Origin of the sequence: Candidatus Caldatribacterium saccharofermentans, assembly GCF_050267035.1 — a bacterium.
Lineage (GTDB): Bacteria > Atribacterota > Atribacteria > Atribacterales > Caldatribacteriaceae > Caldatribacterium > Caldatribacterium saccharofermentans.
The window spans coordinates 1,821,229-1,835,928 of record NZ_CP187957.1 but is presented as its reverse complement, the minus strand read 5'-3'; the positions used below and the strand labels follow the sequence as shown (position 1 = coordinate 1,835,928).

The 14,700-nt window shown below is 57.8% G+C and carries 13 protein-coding genes; 1 reads left to right on the top strand and 12 read right to left on the bottom strand.

What is annotated here, in order from left to right; all coding sequences use genetic code 11:
* The first annotated feature begins 668 nt into the window (after window positions 1–668).
* On the top strand, window positions 669–872 hold the full coding sequence (locus tag ACPT9Q_RS09365; protein ID WP_427365658.1) for a hypothetical protein: 204 nt from the start codon (window positions 669–671) through the stop codon (window positions 870–872).
* A gap of 41 nt (window positions 873–913) precedes the next feature.
* Here ACPT9Q_RS09365 and ACPT9Q_RS09360 read toward each other — a convergent pair whose 3' ends face one another.
* From ACPT9Q_RS09360 to ACPT9Q_RS09305, 12 genes are all read right to left on the bottom strand, one after another.
* Window positions 914–1,372 (bottom strand): prepilin peptidase, encoded by a 459-nt coding sequence (locus ACPT9Q_RS09360; RefSeq protein WP_427365657.1) that lies wholly within the window; start codon window positions 1,370–1,372, stop codon window positions 914–916.
* Window positions 1,373–1,754: 382 nt separating this feature from the next.
* Window positions 1,755–2,270 (bottom strand): type II secretion system protein, encoded by a 516-nt coding sequence (locus ACPT9Q_RS09355; protein WP_427365656.1) that lies wholly within the window; start codon window positions 2,268–2,270, stop codon window positions 1,755–1,757.
* Window positions 2,271–2,342: 72 nt separating this feature from the next.
* Window positions 2,343–3,584, bottom strand: coding sequence for a type II secretion system F family protein (locus tag ACPT9Q_RS09350; RefSeq protein WP_427365655.1), 1,242 nt, complete (start codon window positions 3,582–3,584; stop codon window positions 2,343–2,345).
* Complete coding sequence (locus ACPT9Q_RS09345; RefSeq protein WP_427365654.1) at window positions 3,584–4,651, bottom strand: type IV pilus twitching motility protein PilT; 1,068 nt, start codon at window positions 4,649–4,651, stop codon at window positions 3,584–3,586. Before ACPT9Q_RS09345 ends, ACPT9Q_RS09350 begins: the two co-directional genes overlap by 1 nt.
* Before the next feature lie 61 nt (window positions 4,652–4,712).
* Window positions 4,713–6,419, bottom strand: coding sequence for a type IV-A pilus assembly ATPase PilB (gene pilB, locus ACPT9Q_RS09340; RefSeq protein WP_017872502.1), 1,707 nt, complete (start codon window positions 6,417–6,419; stop codon window positions 4,713–4,715).
* A gap of 2 nt (window positions 6,420–6,421) precedes the next feature.
* A complete protein-coding gene (aroE, locus tag ACPT9Q_RS09335) occupies window positions 6,422–7,276 on the bottom strand; it encodes a shikimate dehydrogenase (RefSeq protein WP_427365653.1) in 855 nt (284 codons plus the stop codon).
* Window positions 7,269–7,775 (bottom strand): YqeG family HAD IIIA-type phosphatase, encoded by a 507-nt coding sequence (locus ACPT9Q_RS09330; protein WP_017872500.1) that lies wholly within the window; start codon window positions 7,773–7,775, stop codon window positions 7,269–7,271. The genes aroE and ACPT9Q_RS09330 overlap by 8 nt, the downstream gene beginning before the upstream one ends.
* Window positions 7,772–8,737 carry an endolytic transglycosylase MltG gene (gene mltG / locus ACPT9Q_RS09325; RefSeq protein ID WP_427365652.1) on the bottom strand — a complete coding sequence of 322 codons (966 nt, stop codon included), beginning with the start codon at window positions 8,735–8,737 and terminating at the stop codon, window positions 7,772–7,774. Before mltG ends, ACPT9Q_RS09330 begins: the two co-directional genes overlap by 4 nt.
* On the bottom strand, window positions 8,734–9,144 hold the full coding sequence (gene ruvX / locus ACPT9Q_RS09320; RefSeq protein ID WP_026137211.1) for a Holliday junction resolvase RuvX: 411 nt from the start codon (window positions 9,142–9,144) through the stop codon (window positions 8,734–8,736). Before ruvX ends, mltG begins: the two co-directional genes overlap by 4 nt.
* Window positions 9,122–11,755, bottom strand: a complete 2,634-nt coding sequence (gene alaS / locus ACPT9Q_RS09315; protein WP_427365651.1) for an alanine--tRNA ligase — start codon at window positions 11,753–11,755, stop codon at window positions 9,122–9,124. The genes ruvX and alaS overlap by 23 nt, the downstream gene beginning before the upstream one ends.
* Window positions 11,752–12,744, bottom strand: a complete 993-nt coding sequence (locus tag ACPT9Q_RS09310) for a hypothetical protein (RefSeq protein ID WP_017872496.1) — start codon at window positions 12,742–12,744, stop codon at window positions 11,752–11,754. The genes alaS and ACPT9Q_RS09310 overlap by 4 nt, the downstream gene beginning before the upstream one ends.
* The gene (locus ACPT9Q_RS09305) at window positions 12,741–14,687 is read right to left on the bottom strand and encodes a S1 RNA-binding domain-containing protein (RefSeq protein WP_427365650.1); all 1,947 of its coding nucleotides are present in this window, start codon (window positions 14,685–14,687) and stop codon (window positions 12,741–12,743) included. The genes ACPT9Q_RS09310 and ACPT9Q_RS09305 overlap by 4 nt, the downstream gene beginning before the upstream one ends.
* Window positions 14,688–14,700 lie beyond the last annotated feature (13 nt).

The window sequence follows — 14,700 nt, the reverse complement described above, 5'->3', positions numbered from 1 at the left end:
GACTGCTTCCGGCTACGCTCTTCGCAGTGACCTCTCCTTTGTCACTGCGAGGTCGTAGTATCGCCTCCGAAGCAGTCTCCTTTCCTACCCTGTGGGAATACGAGACTGCTTCGCTGCGCTCGCAGTGACAAGAAAAGGGCTTGCAGCGACAAGAAAAGGGTTCGCAGTGATAGCAAAAGGAGTTTGCAGTGACAGGAAAAAGGCTCGCATTGGCAGAGAAAAGACCCGCGGTGACGGAAAAGAAATCCCCGCAGTGGCAAACGAAGGGATTCTCGAGTGACAGAAAAGGGGCTCGTGGTGACGGCAGATGGAGCTTGCGGTGACGGAGAAAGGATTCAGGGGAACAGTAAAAGAAACCCCAAGGACCGAAGGACCCTGGTGGTGGAAAAGGTTCAGGGTCTTAAGAAAAGGCTTACAAAGACAGGGAAAAGAACTCTCCACAGCGACAAAAACCGGCCTCTCACGGGACAGAGACCGGCCCATCGCGATGAAAAAAACCGGTTCCTCTCAGGGAAGAAGTGTTTCCCACAAAAGACAGAGAAAAAGAATTGCCGGAAAGGCGAAAGGAACAGGGCAACCGCACCACCTGAGTTACTCCGGGGGTCCTGTAGCCTCCTTTAAGAGGCGTGAATACCAGAGACGACCAGGTCTTGCGGCAGGGAGGCTCTGTGGCGGAAGGTCTTGCAGTGGCAGGAGAGAATCCCCAGGGGAAAGTACTTCGGGGTTTCTGGAAGACTCAAGGAACCCCGCAAGAGACGCCGGGAAAACCGCTCCTTTTGAAGGCTCCACCGGTCATTTCGAGGAAAGGGCTCATCCCGGGTTCAGGTTCCCGGAGAGGGAGGCGCCTGTGCGGATACCGGGGCTGGGGATAACCCCTCTATCCACATTCTTCTTTTGAAAGGGCAGGAGGAGGTCACGGGAAGAACATCCCGAAGTACCAGGAGAGTATCCGTTCACCGAAAAAGAGGCCGAGCAGAGCCCCCAGGGCTAAAAAGGGGCCAAAGGGCAGGGGGTCTTTGAGGGTTTTTTTGCGCAAAACTACAAGCACCACCCCCACAAGGCCACCGGAAATAAAGGCCAGAAAGGCGGAAAGAACACCAAGCCAGAGCCCCAGGAAAAGCCCAATGCTCCCAGCAAGCTTCACGTCCCCAAAGCCCATGCCTTTAGGGAAGAAGAGGTGGAGGAGAAAGAAAAACCCGAAAAGGGCAAGGAACCCGGAGAGGGAGGACGCGTAACTCCCCTCAAGGACCATCTTTAGCGCCCCAAGCCCAAAAAGCACAACAACCAGAGGGTCGGGAATGCGGAAGCTCCGGAGGTCAATGAAGGCGATGATGGAGAGGATGATAAGGAAAGGGAGAAAGAGAAATGCCATGGAATCCTCCTCGTCTTCGGAGATTTCTCCCTGAATATACCACGGATGGCCGTGCACCTTCCAGGGGCTTTCCTCCCGATACCGACCTGGATAGCCAACGCCCTGCTTCAGGGAAATTCCCAAAAGCCTGCAGATACTGAATCCTGAAACTCACGGGGTGACGTTCCACCTTGCGCCAAAGATCCCCAATGAGGCCTGCGGAGGCGAGCTTCTGGGATAGCAAAAACTCTGGGCTTCAAGAGAAGCGCTTCCTTCCCAAGCCCAAAGACAAGCGGCAAGGAAACCCCAGGAATGACAAAAGGGCGCAGTAAACACGGGTCATGCTCTCGTGGAAAACCCAGGATAAAAACAGCCCCGGCGCCCGAGGCGCCGGGGAAGGAGATTACCAGTTGAGAGAAACGCCAGCCGGCAAATCCTGAAGGCCCAAACCTGTAGCCTTGTTGATTGCTTCCAATTCGCTATCACCATCCCCAATCGCCCCTCCGGGACCAGCGGCAAAGTACTTACCACCGTAAGCCTTGGGATCCCAGATGACATAGGATTCATAACCGTTGCTAGGATCATCATCCGTATCAATAGCGTAATACCGATAGTTCGCACCTCCTGGTGAAGTTGGCGCCTTGGGGATGTAGGCCGAAAGCCAGTCAATAACATCATCCCCTTCATTGCTACTCCCAGGAGGATACGTATCTCCCACCTCCGGATGCTCCGTCATATAAAGCTCCATGACGCTTGCCAGCTGGTGGAGGTTGGCCTTGGTGGCTGCCTGGGCCGCCGTGGTTCGGGCGGTGAGGTACCTCGGAATGGCGATAGAGAGGAGGAACCCTAAAATCGCCACGACCACGATGAGCTCAACCAGCGTGAATCCTTCCTCTTTTCTCCGCTTTCTTGCGTACATCACGTTCACCTCCTCAGGAATTCATTCTTTCAAGATAAATTATAATGCTAAAAATCCGTCTTCTTTTTCCCTCTACATCCCCCCTCCCGCAGCGGCCATCCCCTGGGAGGCCATCTCGAAAATGGGTAGGAAAAACGCTAAAGCCACGAAGAAAACCCCAGCACCAATCAGGAGGGTGAGGATGGGCTCGATGGTTGCGGAAAGCCTCCCCACGAAGATGGCGATTTCCTTGTCGTAGAGTTCAGTGACCTTGGAGAGGGTGAGCTCCAGGTTCCCCGACTCCTCGCCTACGCTCACCATCTGGAGCACAAAGGGTGGGAAGAACGGGTGCTCAGAAAGGCTCTGGGTGAGGTTTTTCCCCCGGCGGATGCTCTCGGCGACTTTTCCGAGAATCTCCTGAAGGTACGTATCCCCCACGGCACTTCCCGTAACCTCCAGGGCCTGGACGACGGGCATGCCACTCCGGACAAGAGAGTTGAATACCCAGGCAAAACGGGAGAGGATGAGCTTGCGGAAGAGCTGCCCGAAGAGGGGCAGGCGGTGCCGCCGCTCGTCCCAGAACCTCCGGCCCTTCGGGGAGTTCACGTAGAGGACAAAGAGGAGTAGCCCGCCGAGAAGCCCCCCGTAAATAAGGTACCAGTTGGCGTTCACAAAACGGATGAGGGAGAGCATGATTTGCGTGGGCAAGGGCAGGGCGATGTTGAAGCCCTCAAAAAGGAGCAGAAACTGAGGGAAGACGAAGTACACGAGGAAGAAGGAGGCGGCAATCATGGCCACAACAAGGATTATGGGGTAGTACAGGGCCGACTGGATTTTGTCCCGCAGGTCCTTCTCCCACTCAAGGTAGTCCGCAAGCCGCCCCAGGGTCCAGTCGAGGTTCCCTCCCGCTTCCCCGGACTGGACCATACCGAGGATCACCCGGTTGAAGACCCTGGGGTATTCGGCAAGGGCCCGGGAGAGCGAAAACCCCCGTTCCACAAGACTTGCCACCTCGGCAATGACCCGGGAAAAGTACGGGTTTTCCGTCTGCTGGGAAAGGCTCCTCAGAGCCGAAAGGAGCGGAACCCCGGCCTCAAGCATCACCGAAAGCCCCCGCACAAAGGCGGCCATCTCCTGGAGCTTCACCCGTTTCGTTTCAAAAAGAGAACGGGAGGCTTCTTTCCTTGGCGCAGAGAGCCTCTCCTCCTCAATGGAGGTCACGAAAAGCCCCCGCTCCCTGAGGCTCAGGACCGCTTCCCGGATTCCCGGAGCCTCCACTCTTCCTGAAAAGACGCTGCCGTTTCTGTCACGGGCTTTGTACACATAGGCCGGCATCAGAACCGATTCCTCCAGTTCGCGAATTCCTTCTGGTCAATGGCCCGGGAGTAGGCCTCCTCCCAGGTAACAAAACCCTTCCTGTAGAGCTCAAAGAGGGCCCGGTCCATGGTGACCATCCCTTCGCCAAACGAAGCCTGCATGATGGTATACAGCTGGTGGCTTTTGCCTTCCCGGATGAGGTTGCGGATGGCGGTGTTCGCTATCATCACCTCCACCGCAGGAATCCTCCCCTTCCCGTCAGCGCGGGGGAGGAGCTGCTGGGCGACGATGCCCTGGATGCATCCGGCAAGCTGTACCCGGACCTGGGTCTGCTGGTGCGGGGGGAAAACGTCGACAATCCGGTCGACGGTCTGGGGAGCGTTGTTGGTGTGGAGGGTGGCAAGAACGAGGTGCCCTGTTTCGGCCGCCTGGAGGGCAATGGCGATGGTCTCGAGACTGCGCATCTCCCCCACGAGAATCACATCGGGGTCTTCCCGCAGAGCGTGGATGAGGGCGCTCTCAAAGGAGGGGGTGTCGGTCCCCACTTCCCGCTGGTTGATGATGCTCTTTTTGTGGGTGTGGAGGTACTCGATGGGGTCTTCAATAGTCACGATGTGGCAGGAGCGGGTGGTGTTGATGTACTCGATCATGGAGGCTAAGGTCGTGGATTTGCCGCTTCCTGTGGGTCCGGTCACAAGCACAAGCCCCCGGGGAAGAGCAGCAAGGCGCTCCAAGGCGTCCTTGGGGAGATGCAGCTCGTCCATCGTGGGGATGCGGTAGCTCAGCGCCCGGATGGCAAGACCACAGGACCCCCGCTGGCGGTAGACGTTCACCCGGAAGCGGCCAAGGTCCGGAATGCCCACCGAGAAATCGAGCTCGAGGTTCTGCAAAAACTCCGCCCACCGCTTTTCTCCCGCAAGCGTCCGGGCAAAGCACTCAGTATCCTGGGGTTTTAAGGACGGACCCTCAAGGGGGATGAGGGACCCGTGAATGCGAAGGGTTGGGGGAATCCCCACGGTGAGATGGAGGTCCGAGGCACCACGCTCAACCGTTTCTCGAAGGAGTTCAAGGATATCCCAGGCCATAGCCACTCCCCTCATGCAGGAATATCGGCAAAAGGTTCGACAACTTTAGCCCCTCTTTCCTTCACACCCTTGCCGTGACCCGGTACATCTCTTCAAGCGTCGTCACGCCCCGGAGGACCTTGCGGATGGCGTTTTCCCGAAGCGTCCTCATCCCCTTCTCACAGGCCTTTTCGGTGATTTCTCTCTCCGTAGCATTCCGGAGCACCAGCGCCCGGAGGTCATCGTCCATGACGAGGACCTCGCTCACGGCGATTCGTCCCCGGTACCCCGTCCTGTTGCACTCCGGGCACCCCTTCCCCCGGAAAAGGACGAGGTGGTCCTCTCTCCCTTCTGTGAGCTCCCGGGCAATGGGCCCCCGCACCTCAAACTCCACCTTGCAGCGTTCGCAGATTTTCCGTACCAGGCGCTGGGCCACAACCCCAACGAGGGCCGAGGCAATGAGGTAGGAGGGAATCCCCATCTCCTGGAGCCGCACCAGGGCCCCTGCGGCGGTGTTCGTGTGGAGGGTGGAGAAAACGAGGTGTCCGGTCAAAGCAGCGTGAATGGCAATTTCCGCCGTTTCGTAGTCCCGGATTTCCCCCACCATGATGACGTCGGGGTCCTGGCGCATGATGGCCCGGAGGGTATTGGCGAAGGTGAGGCCGATTTTGGGGCGGACCTGGACCTGGTTGATGCCCGGCAGGCGGTACTCCACCGGGTCCTCGATGGTGATGATGTTGAGGTCGGGTTTATTAATGAAGTTGAGGGCGGAATAGAGCGTCGTGGTTTTGCCGCTTCCTGTCGGGCCAGTGAGGAGAATCATCCCGTAGGGGTGCTGGATGAGGCGGTAGAACTTCTCGAGGTCCTCCTCCTCAAACCCCAGACGGTCAAGGTCAAGAAGAAGCGTGGATTTATCGAGAATCCGCATGACGATTTTCTCACCGAAAATGGTGGGAAGGGACGAAACCCGGAAATCCACGGTCCGGTTGTCGACGGTCACCTGGAAGCGGCCGTCCTGGGGGAGACGGCGCTCGGCGATGTTCATCCGGGAGAGAATCTTGATGCGAGAGACAAGCGCCGGATGCACCTGAATGGAGGTGGAGGTGATATCGTGGAGAATCCCGTCAATCCGGAAACGGATACGCACCTGGTCTTCCTGGGGTTCGATGTGGATGTCGCTTGCCCCAGAGCGAATGGCCTGGAGAATGAGCATGTTGACCACCCGGATGATGGGGGCCTCTTCCCCCAGGGCCTTGAGCTGGTCAATCTTGAGCTCTTCCTCTTCCTCAGGAAGGACCAGACTCTCCCGGGTCTCCGCCTCCCTGATGAGTTCCTCCACCGACTCCCCCATGCCGTAGTAGGCGTTGAGGACCTTTTCGATGTCCTGGGGAGAGGCCATCACCGGTTTCACTTCTTTTTTCGTCATGAGCCGCACCCGGTCAATGGCTACAACATCCACGGGGTTAGCCATGGCAAGAATCAGGGTGTTTTTCTCCTCTCCGACAGGGACAACCTGGTGCTGGCGGCAGAATTTCTCAGGAAGGAGGGTCACCACCCGGGGGTCAATGACGTAGCTGTCAAGATCCACGTAGGGGATGCCCAGCTGCTCCGCCAGGGCCTCGTACACTTCCTTGCTCTCCACAAGGCCCATCTTCTGGAGGACTTCCCCGAGTTTCTCTCCGGTTTTTCTCTGCTCCTCAAGGGCTCTCTCAAGCTGCTCTGGGGTAATCGTGTACTTTGCCAAGAGAATCTCCCCAAGCCTTCTGGGGCGAAAAGCGCGGTCCTCCATACTCACCCCCCAGAAAGTGCCTCTTCCATAATCGAAAAAGGAGCCGGAACCCCCGTGAAGAGGAAGAAACTCCGGGCCCCCTGGTGGAGGAGCATACGCTTGCCGTCAAAGCCTTTGAGGCCCCGCTTTCTCGCCTCCTGCACAAGAGGCGTCCCTTCCCTGTGGTACACCACGTCACAGACCACCTCAAGAGACAGAAGAAACTCCCAGGGAACTGGAAGCATCTCCCCGGAAAGCCCAAGAGCAGTCGCATTTATTATACCACTCACGGACCGTAACCTCAGGACCGCATCCCCGCAAAGACCCTGGTCCCCCATCCACTCAAGGACTTCACAGGAAAGTCCGAGGGCTTCTTTTCCCCAGTGGGCCAAAGCTTCAGCCCGGCTCTTTGTGCGGTTCGTGATGAGGACTTTTCCGGCGCCTCTCTTAGCAAGGACAAAAAGGACGGAGCGGGCTGTTCCCCCAGCCCCAAAAAGCAGAAAGGTCCTCCCCCGAACCTCAACCTTTTCTTCTTCGAGGCTCTTCTCAAAACCGTAGACGTCGGTGTTGTAGCCCAGGAATTTCCCTTGCCGCGCCACCACGGTATTCACCGAGCGGAGGAGCTTCGCCTCCCCCTCAAGGGCATCAAGGAGGGGACAGATGGTCTCCTTGTGGGGAACGGTGACATTGAACCCAGAAACCCCAAGAACCCGGAAGGCCCGGACGGCCTCTTCAAGCCGATCTTCCGGGATATCAAAGGCAAGGTACACGAAAGGGAGGCGGAGATACTGCAGCGCGGCATTCTGGAACACGGGGGACAGGGAATGGGCCACGGGATGTCCGATGAGGGCAAGGAGCTTTGTCGAGGCGCTAATCATGGGGATTGAACCTCCGGAGAATCCACCGCTCAACGATTCTTCCAAGGCGCGTCGTAACAAACTCGCGCCGGGAAATCGGCCGAACAAGAATAGTATAGAGTCCCAGGCGGTTTCCCCCAAGGACATCGGTGAATACCTGGTCCCCAATGACAGCGACTTCGCTCTGGGAAAGACCGAGTTCCTGTAGTGCAGCCCGGAAAGCTCCCCGGCGGGGCTTCTGGGCTTTTGAAATTCCGGGAATGGCAAGGAGCTTCGAGAAATAGGTCACCCGCTCCTTGAGGGCGTTGGATACGATGCAGATGGCAAATCCCTGGGATTTCGCCTCTTCCACCCACTGGAGGACGCGTTCCTCAAGGTCATAGGCATTCCAGGCCACGAGAGTGTTGTCAAGGTCCACGATGAGCCCGCGAATACCCAGACCCTTGAGTTCCTCAAGGTTAATTTCCCAGAGGTCATTCACGAAGAGCCTGGGGAAAAACCACTGCCAGAGACTCCTCACGGGGCACCTCGTTTGTTCCTCAGGTGTTCCTCGTACGTCCGGGCAAAGGCGTGCTTTCCGTCCTCCTGGAGGACAAAGTAGAGATAATCTGTCTGCGCTGGCTCAAGGACCGCCCGGATAGCATCAAGACCAGGGTTGCAGATGGCATGGGGCGGAAGCCCCTCATGGAGGTAGGTGTTGAAGGGCGATGGGAAGATGAGGTCCCTTTCCCGAAGCGACGTAACGCTCACGCCCTTCTCCTTTTTGAGGGCATACACCACCGTTGCGCAGGACTGCAGGCGCATATTCTTCCGCAGACGGTTCAGGAAGACCGAGGCCACGAGGGGCTTTTCCTCCCGCAGACGCGTCTCCTTCTCCACGATGGAGGCAAGGACGATGCTCTCAAGGAACGAAGCCTCCTTCCCGGAAAAGAGGGGGAGGACGAGCTCCTCAAAGCGGTCAAGCTGCACCGCTATGACTTCCTCAGGAGGTGTGGGAACCTGGAGGAAGTAGGTGTCGGGGAAGAGGAAACCCTCAAGGCTCTTTACCCCAGAAAGCCAGGGTCGGGCAAAGTGCTCAGGGTGTGCCACGAACGCAAGGTACTCCTCCTTCCCGCACACCCCGAGGCGCTCGAGGACCTCGGCCATCTGCTCTGCGGTGAAGCCCTCGGGAAAGGTCACCCGGACCCGTGGCGGACCCTGGGAAAGGAGGCGTACAATCGAAGCCACCGGCATACCCGGCCACAGGCGGTACTGCCCGGCGATGGGAGTGGTCTTTCGGGAAAGCAGGGCGAAGACCAGGAAGCGAAAGGACGAGGTGATGCCCTCCTCTTCAAGAAGACGGGCAACACCAGAAAGCGACATACCCTTCGGGATGACAACGTCCTTCGGTGCCCCAAGGGAGTGGTCGAAGAAAAAGGTAAAATCCACGAACACCCACCCAAGGAGTACCAAAGCCACAAAGAGGACAACCCAGGACTTCATACCCTCTCCCTCGCAAGGTACGTCTCGAGGATGAGGCAGGCGGCAATCTTATCAACGAGGCGTTTCCTCTTTGCCCGGCTCGTATCAAGGTCGAGGAGGTGGCGTTCGGCTTCTTTTGTGGAGAAACGCTCATCGACGAGAACCACTTCCCCAGGGAAGTGCCGCCGGAGTTCTGCGGCAAACTCCTCTAAGGCTTCAGCCTCCTTTCCCTTTGTGCCGTTGGTGCGAATGGGAAGGCCAAGAACGATGGTATCGATACAGCATTCCCGGGCAAGGGCAAGGATACGGGCAACGTCGTCTTTCCCCTTTCGGGGGAGAATCCGATAGGGGAAGGCAAGTCCTGTCCCCCAGTTCATGGCAATGCCAATGCGCTTTTCCCCCACATCAAGGGCCATGACCCGCTTCATGGGCTTTCAGGAACTCTTCAAGATACCTCAGAAACTCTCCCCAGCGGGATTTCGGGATTCCCCCGAACTGGGCGAAATGGGGTTTCCCTCCTCCCCCTCCTCCAATGGTCCGGGAGACTTCCCGCAGAAACGCTCCGAGATTCGTTCCTCCCCCAAGCCCCACTCCGGCGATGATGCCCTTCACCTTCTCTCCCTCGGCCGTCCCCAGGGCGATGGCACCCCGGGAGAGTGCACCGCGCAGGACATCGGCAACTTCCCGCAAAAGCTCAAGGTCCAGGCCATCCTCAAAAAGGTAGGCGAAAACCAGTGACCCCCGGGGCATTTCCTCAAGCTTTTCCCGAAGCTCCCGGAGGATACGCTCCTTCCTTTCCCGGGCAAGGAGTTTCCGGAGATTTCTGTTCTCTTCAAGGAGTTCCTCAAGCGTCCTCAGAAGGTGAGCTTCCTCGACATTGAGAAGCTCCCGCACCTCCTGCAAGACCTTCCGGGAAGTACGGAGCATCTCAAGCGCCCTCCACCCTGCGACAGCCTCAATGCGCCGGATACCGGCGCCAATGCTTGACTCTGAGAGAATCACAAATACCAGGGCTTCGCTCGTTCGCCTGAGGTGTGTCCCTCCACAGAGCTCTGCGGTGTAGTCCCCTACCCGGACAATCCGCACCGGAAACTCGTACTTCTCCCCAAAGAGGGCCACTACACCGCGTTTCTGGGCTTCCTCAAGGGAACTGAAGCTCACGTACACCGGGAGGTCCTCGGCGATTTTCTCGTTGACCCTTCTCTCCACTGCTTCAAGCTCCTCGTCACTCAGAGGAGCAAAATGGGTGAAGTCGAAGCGAAGGCTCTCCTCCCCCACAAAGGACCCCGCCTGCTTCACCTGCTCCCCAAGAACCTCCCGCAGGGCCCGGTGGAGAAGGTGTGTGACCGTGTGGTGGGTTTCAAGACCCCGGCGACGTTTCCCGTTGACGAGCGCCTTCCCCCGCTCACCTACCTTGACCCTCCCCTCCCGGACGATTCCCCGGTGCACGGAAAGGGCTGCCGAGGGACCACTGACCTGGAGGACCTCCACTTTTCCTGAAGGTGTCACAAACCACCCGGTATCCCATTCCTGCCCGCCCTTCTCTGCATAGAAAGGCGTGACATCGAGCACAAAGAGCACCTCCGCACCCTGGGAAGCCTCAGGGATGAGCTCATTGCCATCAGAGAGAGCAAGGAGCACGCTCTCTGCAGAAAGATGATCATACCCCACGAAGGTCGAGCGAAAGCCAGAAAAGAGCTCTTCTTCCTTTTTTTGCCCTTTAAGGCCAGAGAGTTTTTCTTCCTGGGCTTTCCGGGCACGGGCTCTCTGGTGCTCCATCTCTTCCTCGAACTCCTCCTGAGAGAAGGAAAACCCCTCTTCCCTCAGCACCTCCTGGGTAAAGTCAAGGGGCAGGCCATAGGTATCGTAGAGCTTGAAGATTTCCCGGCCCGGGATCGTTCTTGCGTTTTTTGCCCTGGCCTCTTCAAGGAGCTCTTCAAGGCGGGCAAACCCAAGGGCAAGGGTATCCTCAAAACGCTTCTCCTCCTGGAAGACGACCTGGGCAATGGTCGTTTCATTCCTTCGAAGCTCCGGATACACATCGCCCATGAGCTCCACAACCCGGAAGGCGAGCTCATGCAGGAAAGGTTTCGCAAGGCCAAGCTTTTTCCCGAAACGGTGGGCTCGACGGATGAGCCGCCGCAGAACGTATCCCCGCCCCTCATTGGCCGGGTACACTCCATCGGCAATGAGGAAAGCCACCGCACGGGAGTGGTCGGCAATGAGGCGGAAGGCAGGTTTTTCCTTCTCGTAAGGAATCCCACTCAATCCCTCAAGCGACCGGATAAGAGGGAGGAAAAGGTCTGTCTCAAAGTTGGATTCCACATTTTGCACCACGGCGCTCACGCGCTCAAGACCCATGCCGGTATCGATGTTCTTGCTTGGGAGTTCCCGCAAAGTCCCATCGGACTGGCGGTCGAACTCCATGAAGACGAGATTCCAGACCTCGAGGAACCGGTCGCAGTCGCACCCTGGGCGGCAATCCTCCCTCCCGCAACCCCGCTCTTTCCCGGTGTCGTAGTAAATCTCCGAGCAGTACCCGCAGGGCCCCACCGGTCCTGAAGCCCAGAAGTTGTCCTCATCTCCGAGATAAACGATTTTCTCCTCCGGAAGCCCAACAACATCCCTCCAGATGCGAAAGGCCTCCTCGTCCTTTTCGTGCACCGAAACCGAAAGACGCTCCACCGGAAGGTGGAGTTCTTCCGTGAGGAACTCCCAGGCCCACTGACAGGCCTCCTTTTTGAAGTAGTCTCCGAAGGAGAAGTTGCCGAGCATCTCGAAGAAGGTATGGTGCCTTGGGGTATAGCCGACCTTCTCAAGGTCGCTCACCCGGACGCACTTCTGGACCGTGCAGACCCGCCGGAAACTCGGCTTCACCTGCCCGAGGAAGATGGGCTTAAAAGGCACCATGCCGGCAATGGTGAGAAGGAGCGTCGGGTCTTGAGGGACAAGTGAAGCGCTGGGCAGAACCTCATGACCCCGGTTCCTGAAGAAGGCAAGGAAGAGATTCCGGATGTCCCTGCTTGAGTACACGGTCATCGCTCCTTTATGACGTCCACAACGTGAAAGGTTCGCAACCGCCGGTTGGTGGAAGGGAGGAAAACACACTGCACAGGGAAGGCGAATTCCGGCTGTATCCTCCCCCGCGCAAGCCAGAACTGAGAGAGCTCATTGTGGTAAATGCCGGGATTGACCCGGACCACAAGCCGCAGGGGCCCATCCACAAGGACCACCCGGGAAAGAGAAGGAAGAGCCGAAAGGCCCTCAAGAATCCTGGTCCTCAGAGGCTCTCCAGGCAGAGGAGACACATTTACCAGGGCGATGTTCTCCCGCAAGGGGCCCACGACGGCGACGTTGGCGAGGTCTCTTGCATACCCTGCCTCATCGAGCATCCCAAGGAGGAGTTCATTGGCCTCCACCACCGCCTGACCGTGGAAGGAGGGAGAGGCCAGGGGTTTCAAGAGGTGCTTGAGGAAACACCCTTCCCGAACGGCGTGTTCTCCAACCCGGCGGATGGGGATATCGAGGAACGCCGCTAAAGCGGCAATTTCTTCCTTCCCCAGGTCAAAAAGCGGCGAAAACGTATCCCTGAGGAACTTCACCCCCCGGTTGCCCCAGCTGTCGCTTTTGTTGGCCCCACCAAGAATGAGCGAACCCTCCCCGAAATACTCCCGAATGCGGGCGAGTTTTGCTTTTTTTGTGCAGAGGTTACAGGAGGGACCACCCCTTGCCACCTCTTCAAGCACACTCTGGCCGGGGAGCACAACGTGCTCCACTCCGAAGTACTCCACGAGAAAGCAAATGTTCTCGCGGGCTTTTCGGGGAAGATACGGCCCCCAGTCAACGGTGCAGGAAACGACGTTTCTCCGCCCCAGAGCCTCACAGGCCAAAAAAAGCGTAACGGTGCTGTCCATCCCTCCCGAGAAGGCCACAACGGTTTGTCGAAAGCAAGAAGCCACTTCCCGGATTTCCTCAACGATGGCGCGGGCAAGGACAGACAGAGCCGGTTTTTCCAACGGGACGTTCATTTTTTCAGGTTGTTCAGAATGGTCGCCAGTTTCTCCCCGATGACGTCCCCGAGGGTGACTCGTCCTTCTTGAGCCTGTTCTTTGCGGACTTTCTCCTCTTCCTCCCGCAGCGCCTGCTTGATGCTCAGGCCAATCTTTCGCTCGGCATCGTCGAGCTTGATGACCTTGACCTTGACGATATCACCCTCTTTGAGGACCTCCTGGGGAGAACTGATGCGCTCTTCGGCGATTTCCGAGATGTGAACGAGACCGTCCCAGCCCTCCTCAAGCTCCACGAAGGCACCAAAATCCACCAGCCGGACAACCTTCCCCTCGTGGATACTCCCCAGAGGATACCGGGTTTTGATGATTTCCCAGGGATCCGGGAGGAGTGCCTTGCGGCTCACCACAATGCGCTGCTCTTCCGGTTTGAACTCAAGAATCTTCAGCGAAACCGTCTGTCCCTTTTTGAAGACCTGACTGGGGTGCTTGACCGGTTCCCAGGCAATTTCAGAAAGGGGGAGCAGGGCTTCAATCTCAGGGGCAAGCTCCACGAAAGCACCGAAGTTCATGAGGCGCTGGATTTTCCCCTCAACGATATCCCCAACCTGCCACTTCGCCTGTACCTCCTCCCAGGGATTGGGACGGAGTGCCCGCAAGCTCAGGGTGAGCTGCCGGTTCTCCCGGTCAATGGCGAGAACCTTAGCTTCTACAAGCTGGTTCCGCCGCACCACGTCGTTCACCCGGGTGACCCGCTTCCAGGAGAGCTCCTCAAGAGGAATACGACCTTCAACGCCCTCCTCCACCTCAACCAGCGCTCCCCTGGTGCTCACTTTGTTCACCCGGACGCGGACGGTGCTCCCCACAGGGTACTTCTCCTCGATGTTCTCCCAGGGGTCAGGGAAAATCTGCTTGAGGCCAAGGGAAATGCGACGCCGCTCAGGGTCAATTTCGAGAATCTTGGCCTCCACAATATCGCCAACCTTCACCACTTCCCGGGGATGTTTCACATACCCCCAGGAGAGGTCCGAAATGTGGATGAGCCCCTCCACGCCTTCTTCAATCTCCACAAACACCCCGAACTCCTTCAGGGAGACGACCTTTCCCTTGACGATATCGCCAACCTTCACTTCCTGGACGAAGCGTTCCCACGGATCAGGCGTGAGGCGTTTCAGGCTGAGGCTGATTTCCTCTTTCTCCGGATCCCAGGCAATGACCTTAACCTCGATTTCGTCGCCCTTTTTGAAGAGGTCCTCGAGTTTGCCGACTTTGCCCCAGGAGACCTCGGAAATATGTAGAAGCCCGTCAACGCCCCCGAGGTCCACAAAGACACCGAAACTGGTGATGTTCTTCACCACACCCTTTCGAACCTGACCGACTTCAAGCGAGGCAATGGTCTCCTGGCGGCGGCGGGCGAGCTCCTCCTCAATCACCGCCCGGCGGGAAACGATGACGTTGCGGGTCTTGCGGTCGGCCTCGATGACCTTCACCGGAATCGACTGGTCGATGAACTCATCGAGATTCCGGGGAACGACGTCAACACAGGAAGCAGGAAGGAAAGCGTTCACCCCAACATCCACAATGAGTCCACCCTTGACCTTTCGCTTGACCTTTGCCGTGAGGACCTTCCCCTGGTCTCTGCTCTCCTCTATGTCAATCCAGGCTCCCTGGTAACGGGCCTGTTCCCGGGACAGCCACACATACCCCTGCTCGTCGATGCGGGTCACCATGACCCAGATTTCCTCTCCCTCTTCGAGATCGTGCTCCACCTCACCTTCTCTCCCCTGAGCCCGTTCCCGGAGAGGGAGAATGCCCTCGGCTTTATAGTTGATGTTTACGAAGTAACCCTCATCACCCTTTTTGATGACCTTTCCCTTGATGAGGTCTCCGGGTCGCACCATGCGGATCTGTTCGAGGTTTTCGTGGAGCAGCTCCATCGCCTTCTCGTTTTCCACACCCAACACACTCCTTCCTCAC

What these genes read in the sequence shown, in the direction of transcription:
- ACPT9Q_RS09360 (WP_427365657.1), bottom strand. Translation starts at nt 1,372, where the DNA reads ATGGCATTTCTCTTTCTCCCTTTCCTTATCATCCTCTCCATCATCGCC.
- ACPT9Q_RS09355 (WP_427365656.1), bottom strand. Translation starts at nt 2,270, where the DNA reads ATGTACGCAAGAAAGCGGAGAAAAGAGGAAGGATTCACGCTGGTTGAG.
- ACPT9Q_RS09350 (WP_427365655.1), bottom strand. Translation starts at nt 3,584, where the DNA reads ATGCCGGCCTATGTGTACAAAGCCCGTGACAGAAACGGCAGCGTCTTT.
- ACPT9Q_RS09345 (WP_427365654.1), bottom strand. Translation starts at nt 4,651, where the DNA reads ATGGCCTGGGATATCCTTGAACTCCTTCGAGAAACGGTTGAGCGTGGT.
- pilB (WP_017872502.1), bottom strand. Translation starts at nt 6,419, where the DNA reads ATGGAGGACCGCGCTTTTCGCCCCAGAAGGCTTGGGGAGATTCTCTTG.
- aroE (WP_427365653.1), bottom strand. Translation starts at nt 7,276, where the DNA reads ATGATTAGCGCCTCGACAAAGCTCCTTGCCCTCATCGGACATCCCGTG.
- mltG (WP_427365652.1), bottom strand. Translation starts at nt 8,737, where the DNA reads ATGAAGTCCTGGGTTGTCCTCTTTGTGGCTTTGGTACTCCTTGGGTGG.
- ruvX (WP_026137211.1), bottom strand. Translation starts at nt 9,144, where the DNA reads ATGAAGCGGGTCATGGCCCTTGATGTGGGGGAAAAGCGCATTGGCATT.
- alaS (WP_427365651.1), bottom strand. Translation starts at nt 11,755, where the DNA reads ATGACCGTGTACTCAAGCAGGGACATCCGGAATCTCTTCCTTGCCTTC.
- ACPT9Q_RS09310 (WP_017872496.1), bottom strand. Translation starts at nt 12,744, where the DNA reads ATGAACGTCCCGTTGGAAAAACCGGCTCTGTCTGTCCTTGCCCGCGCC.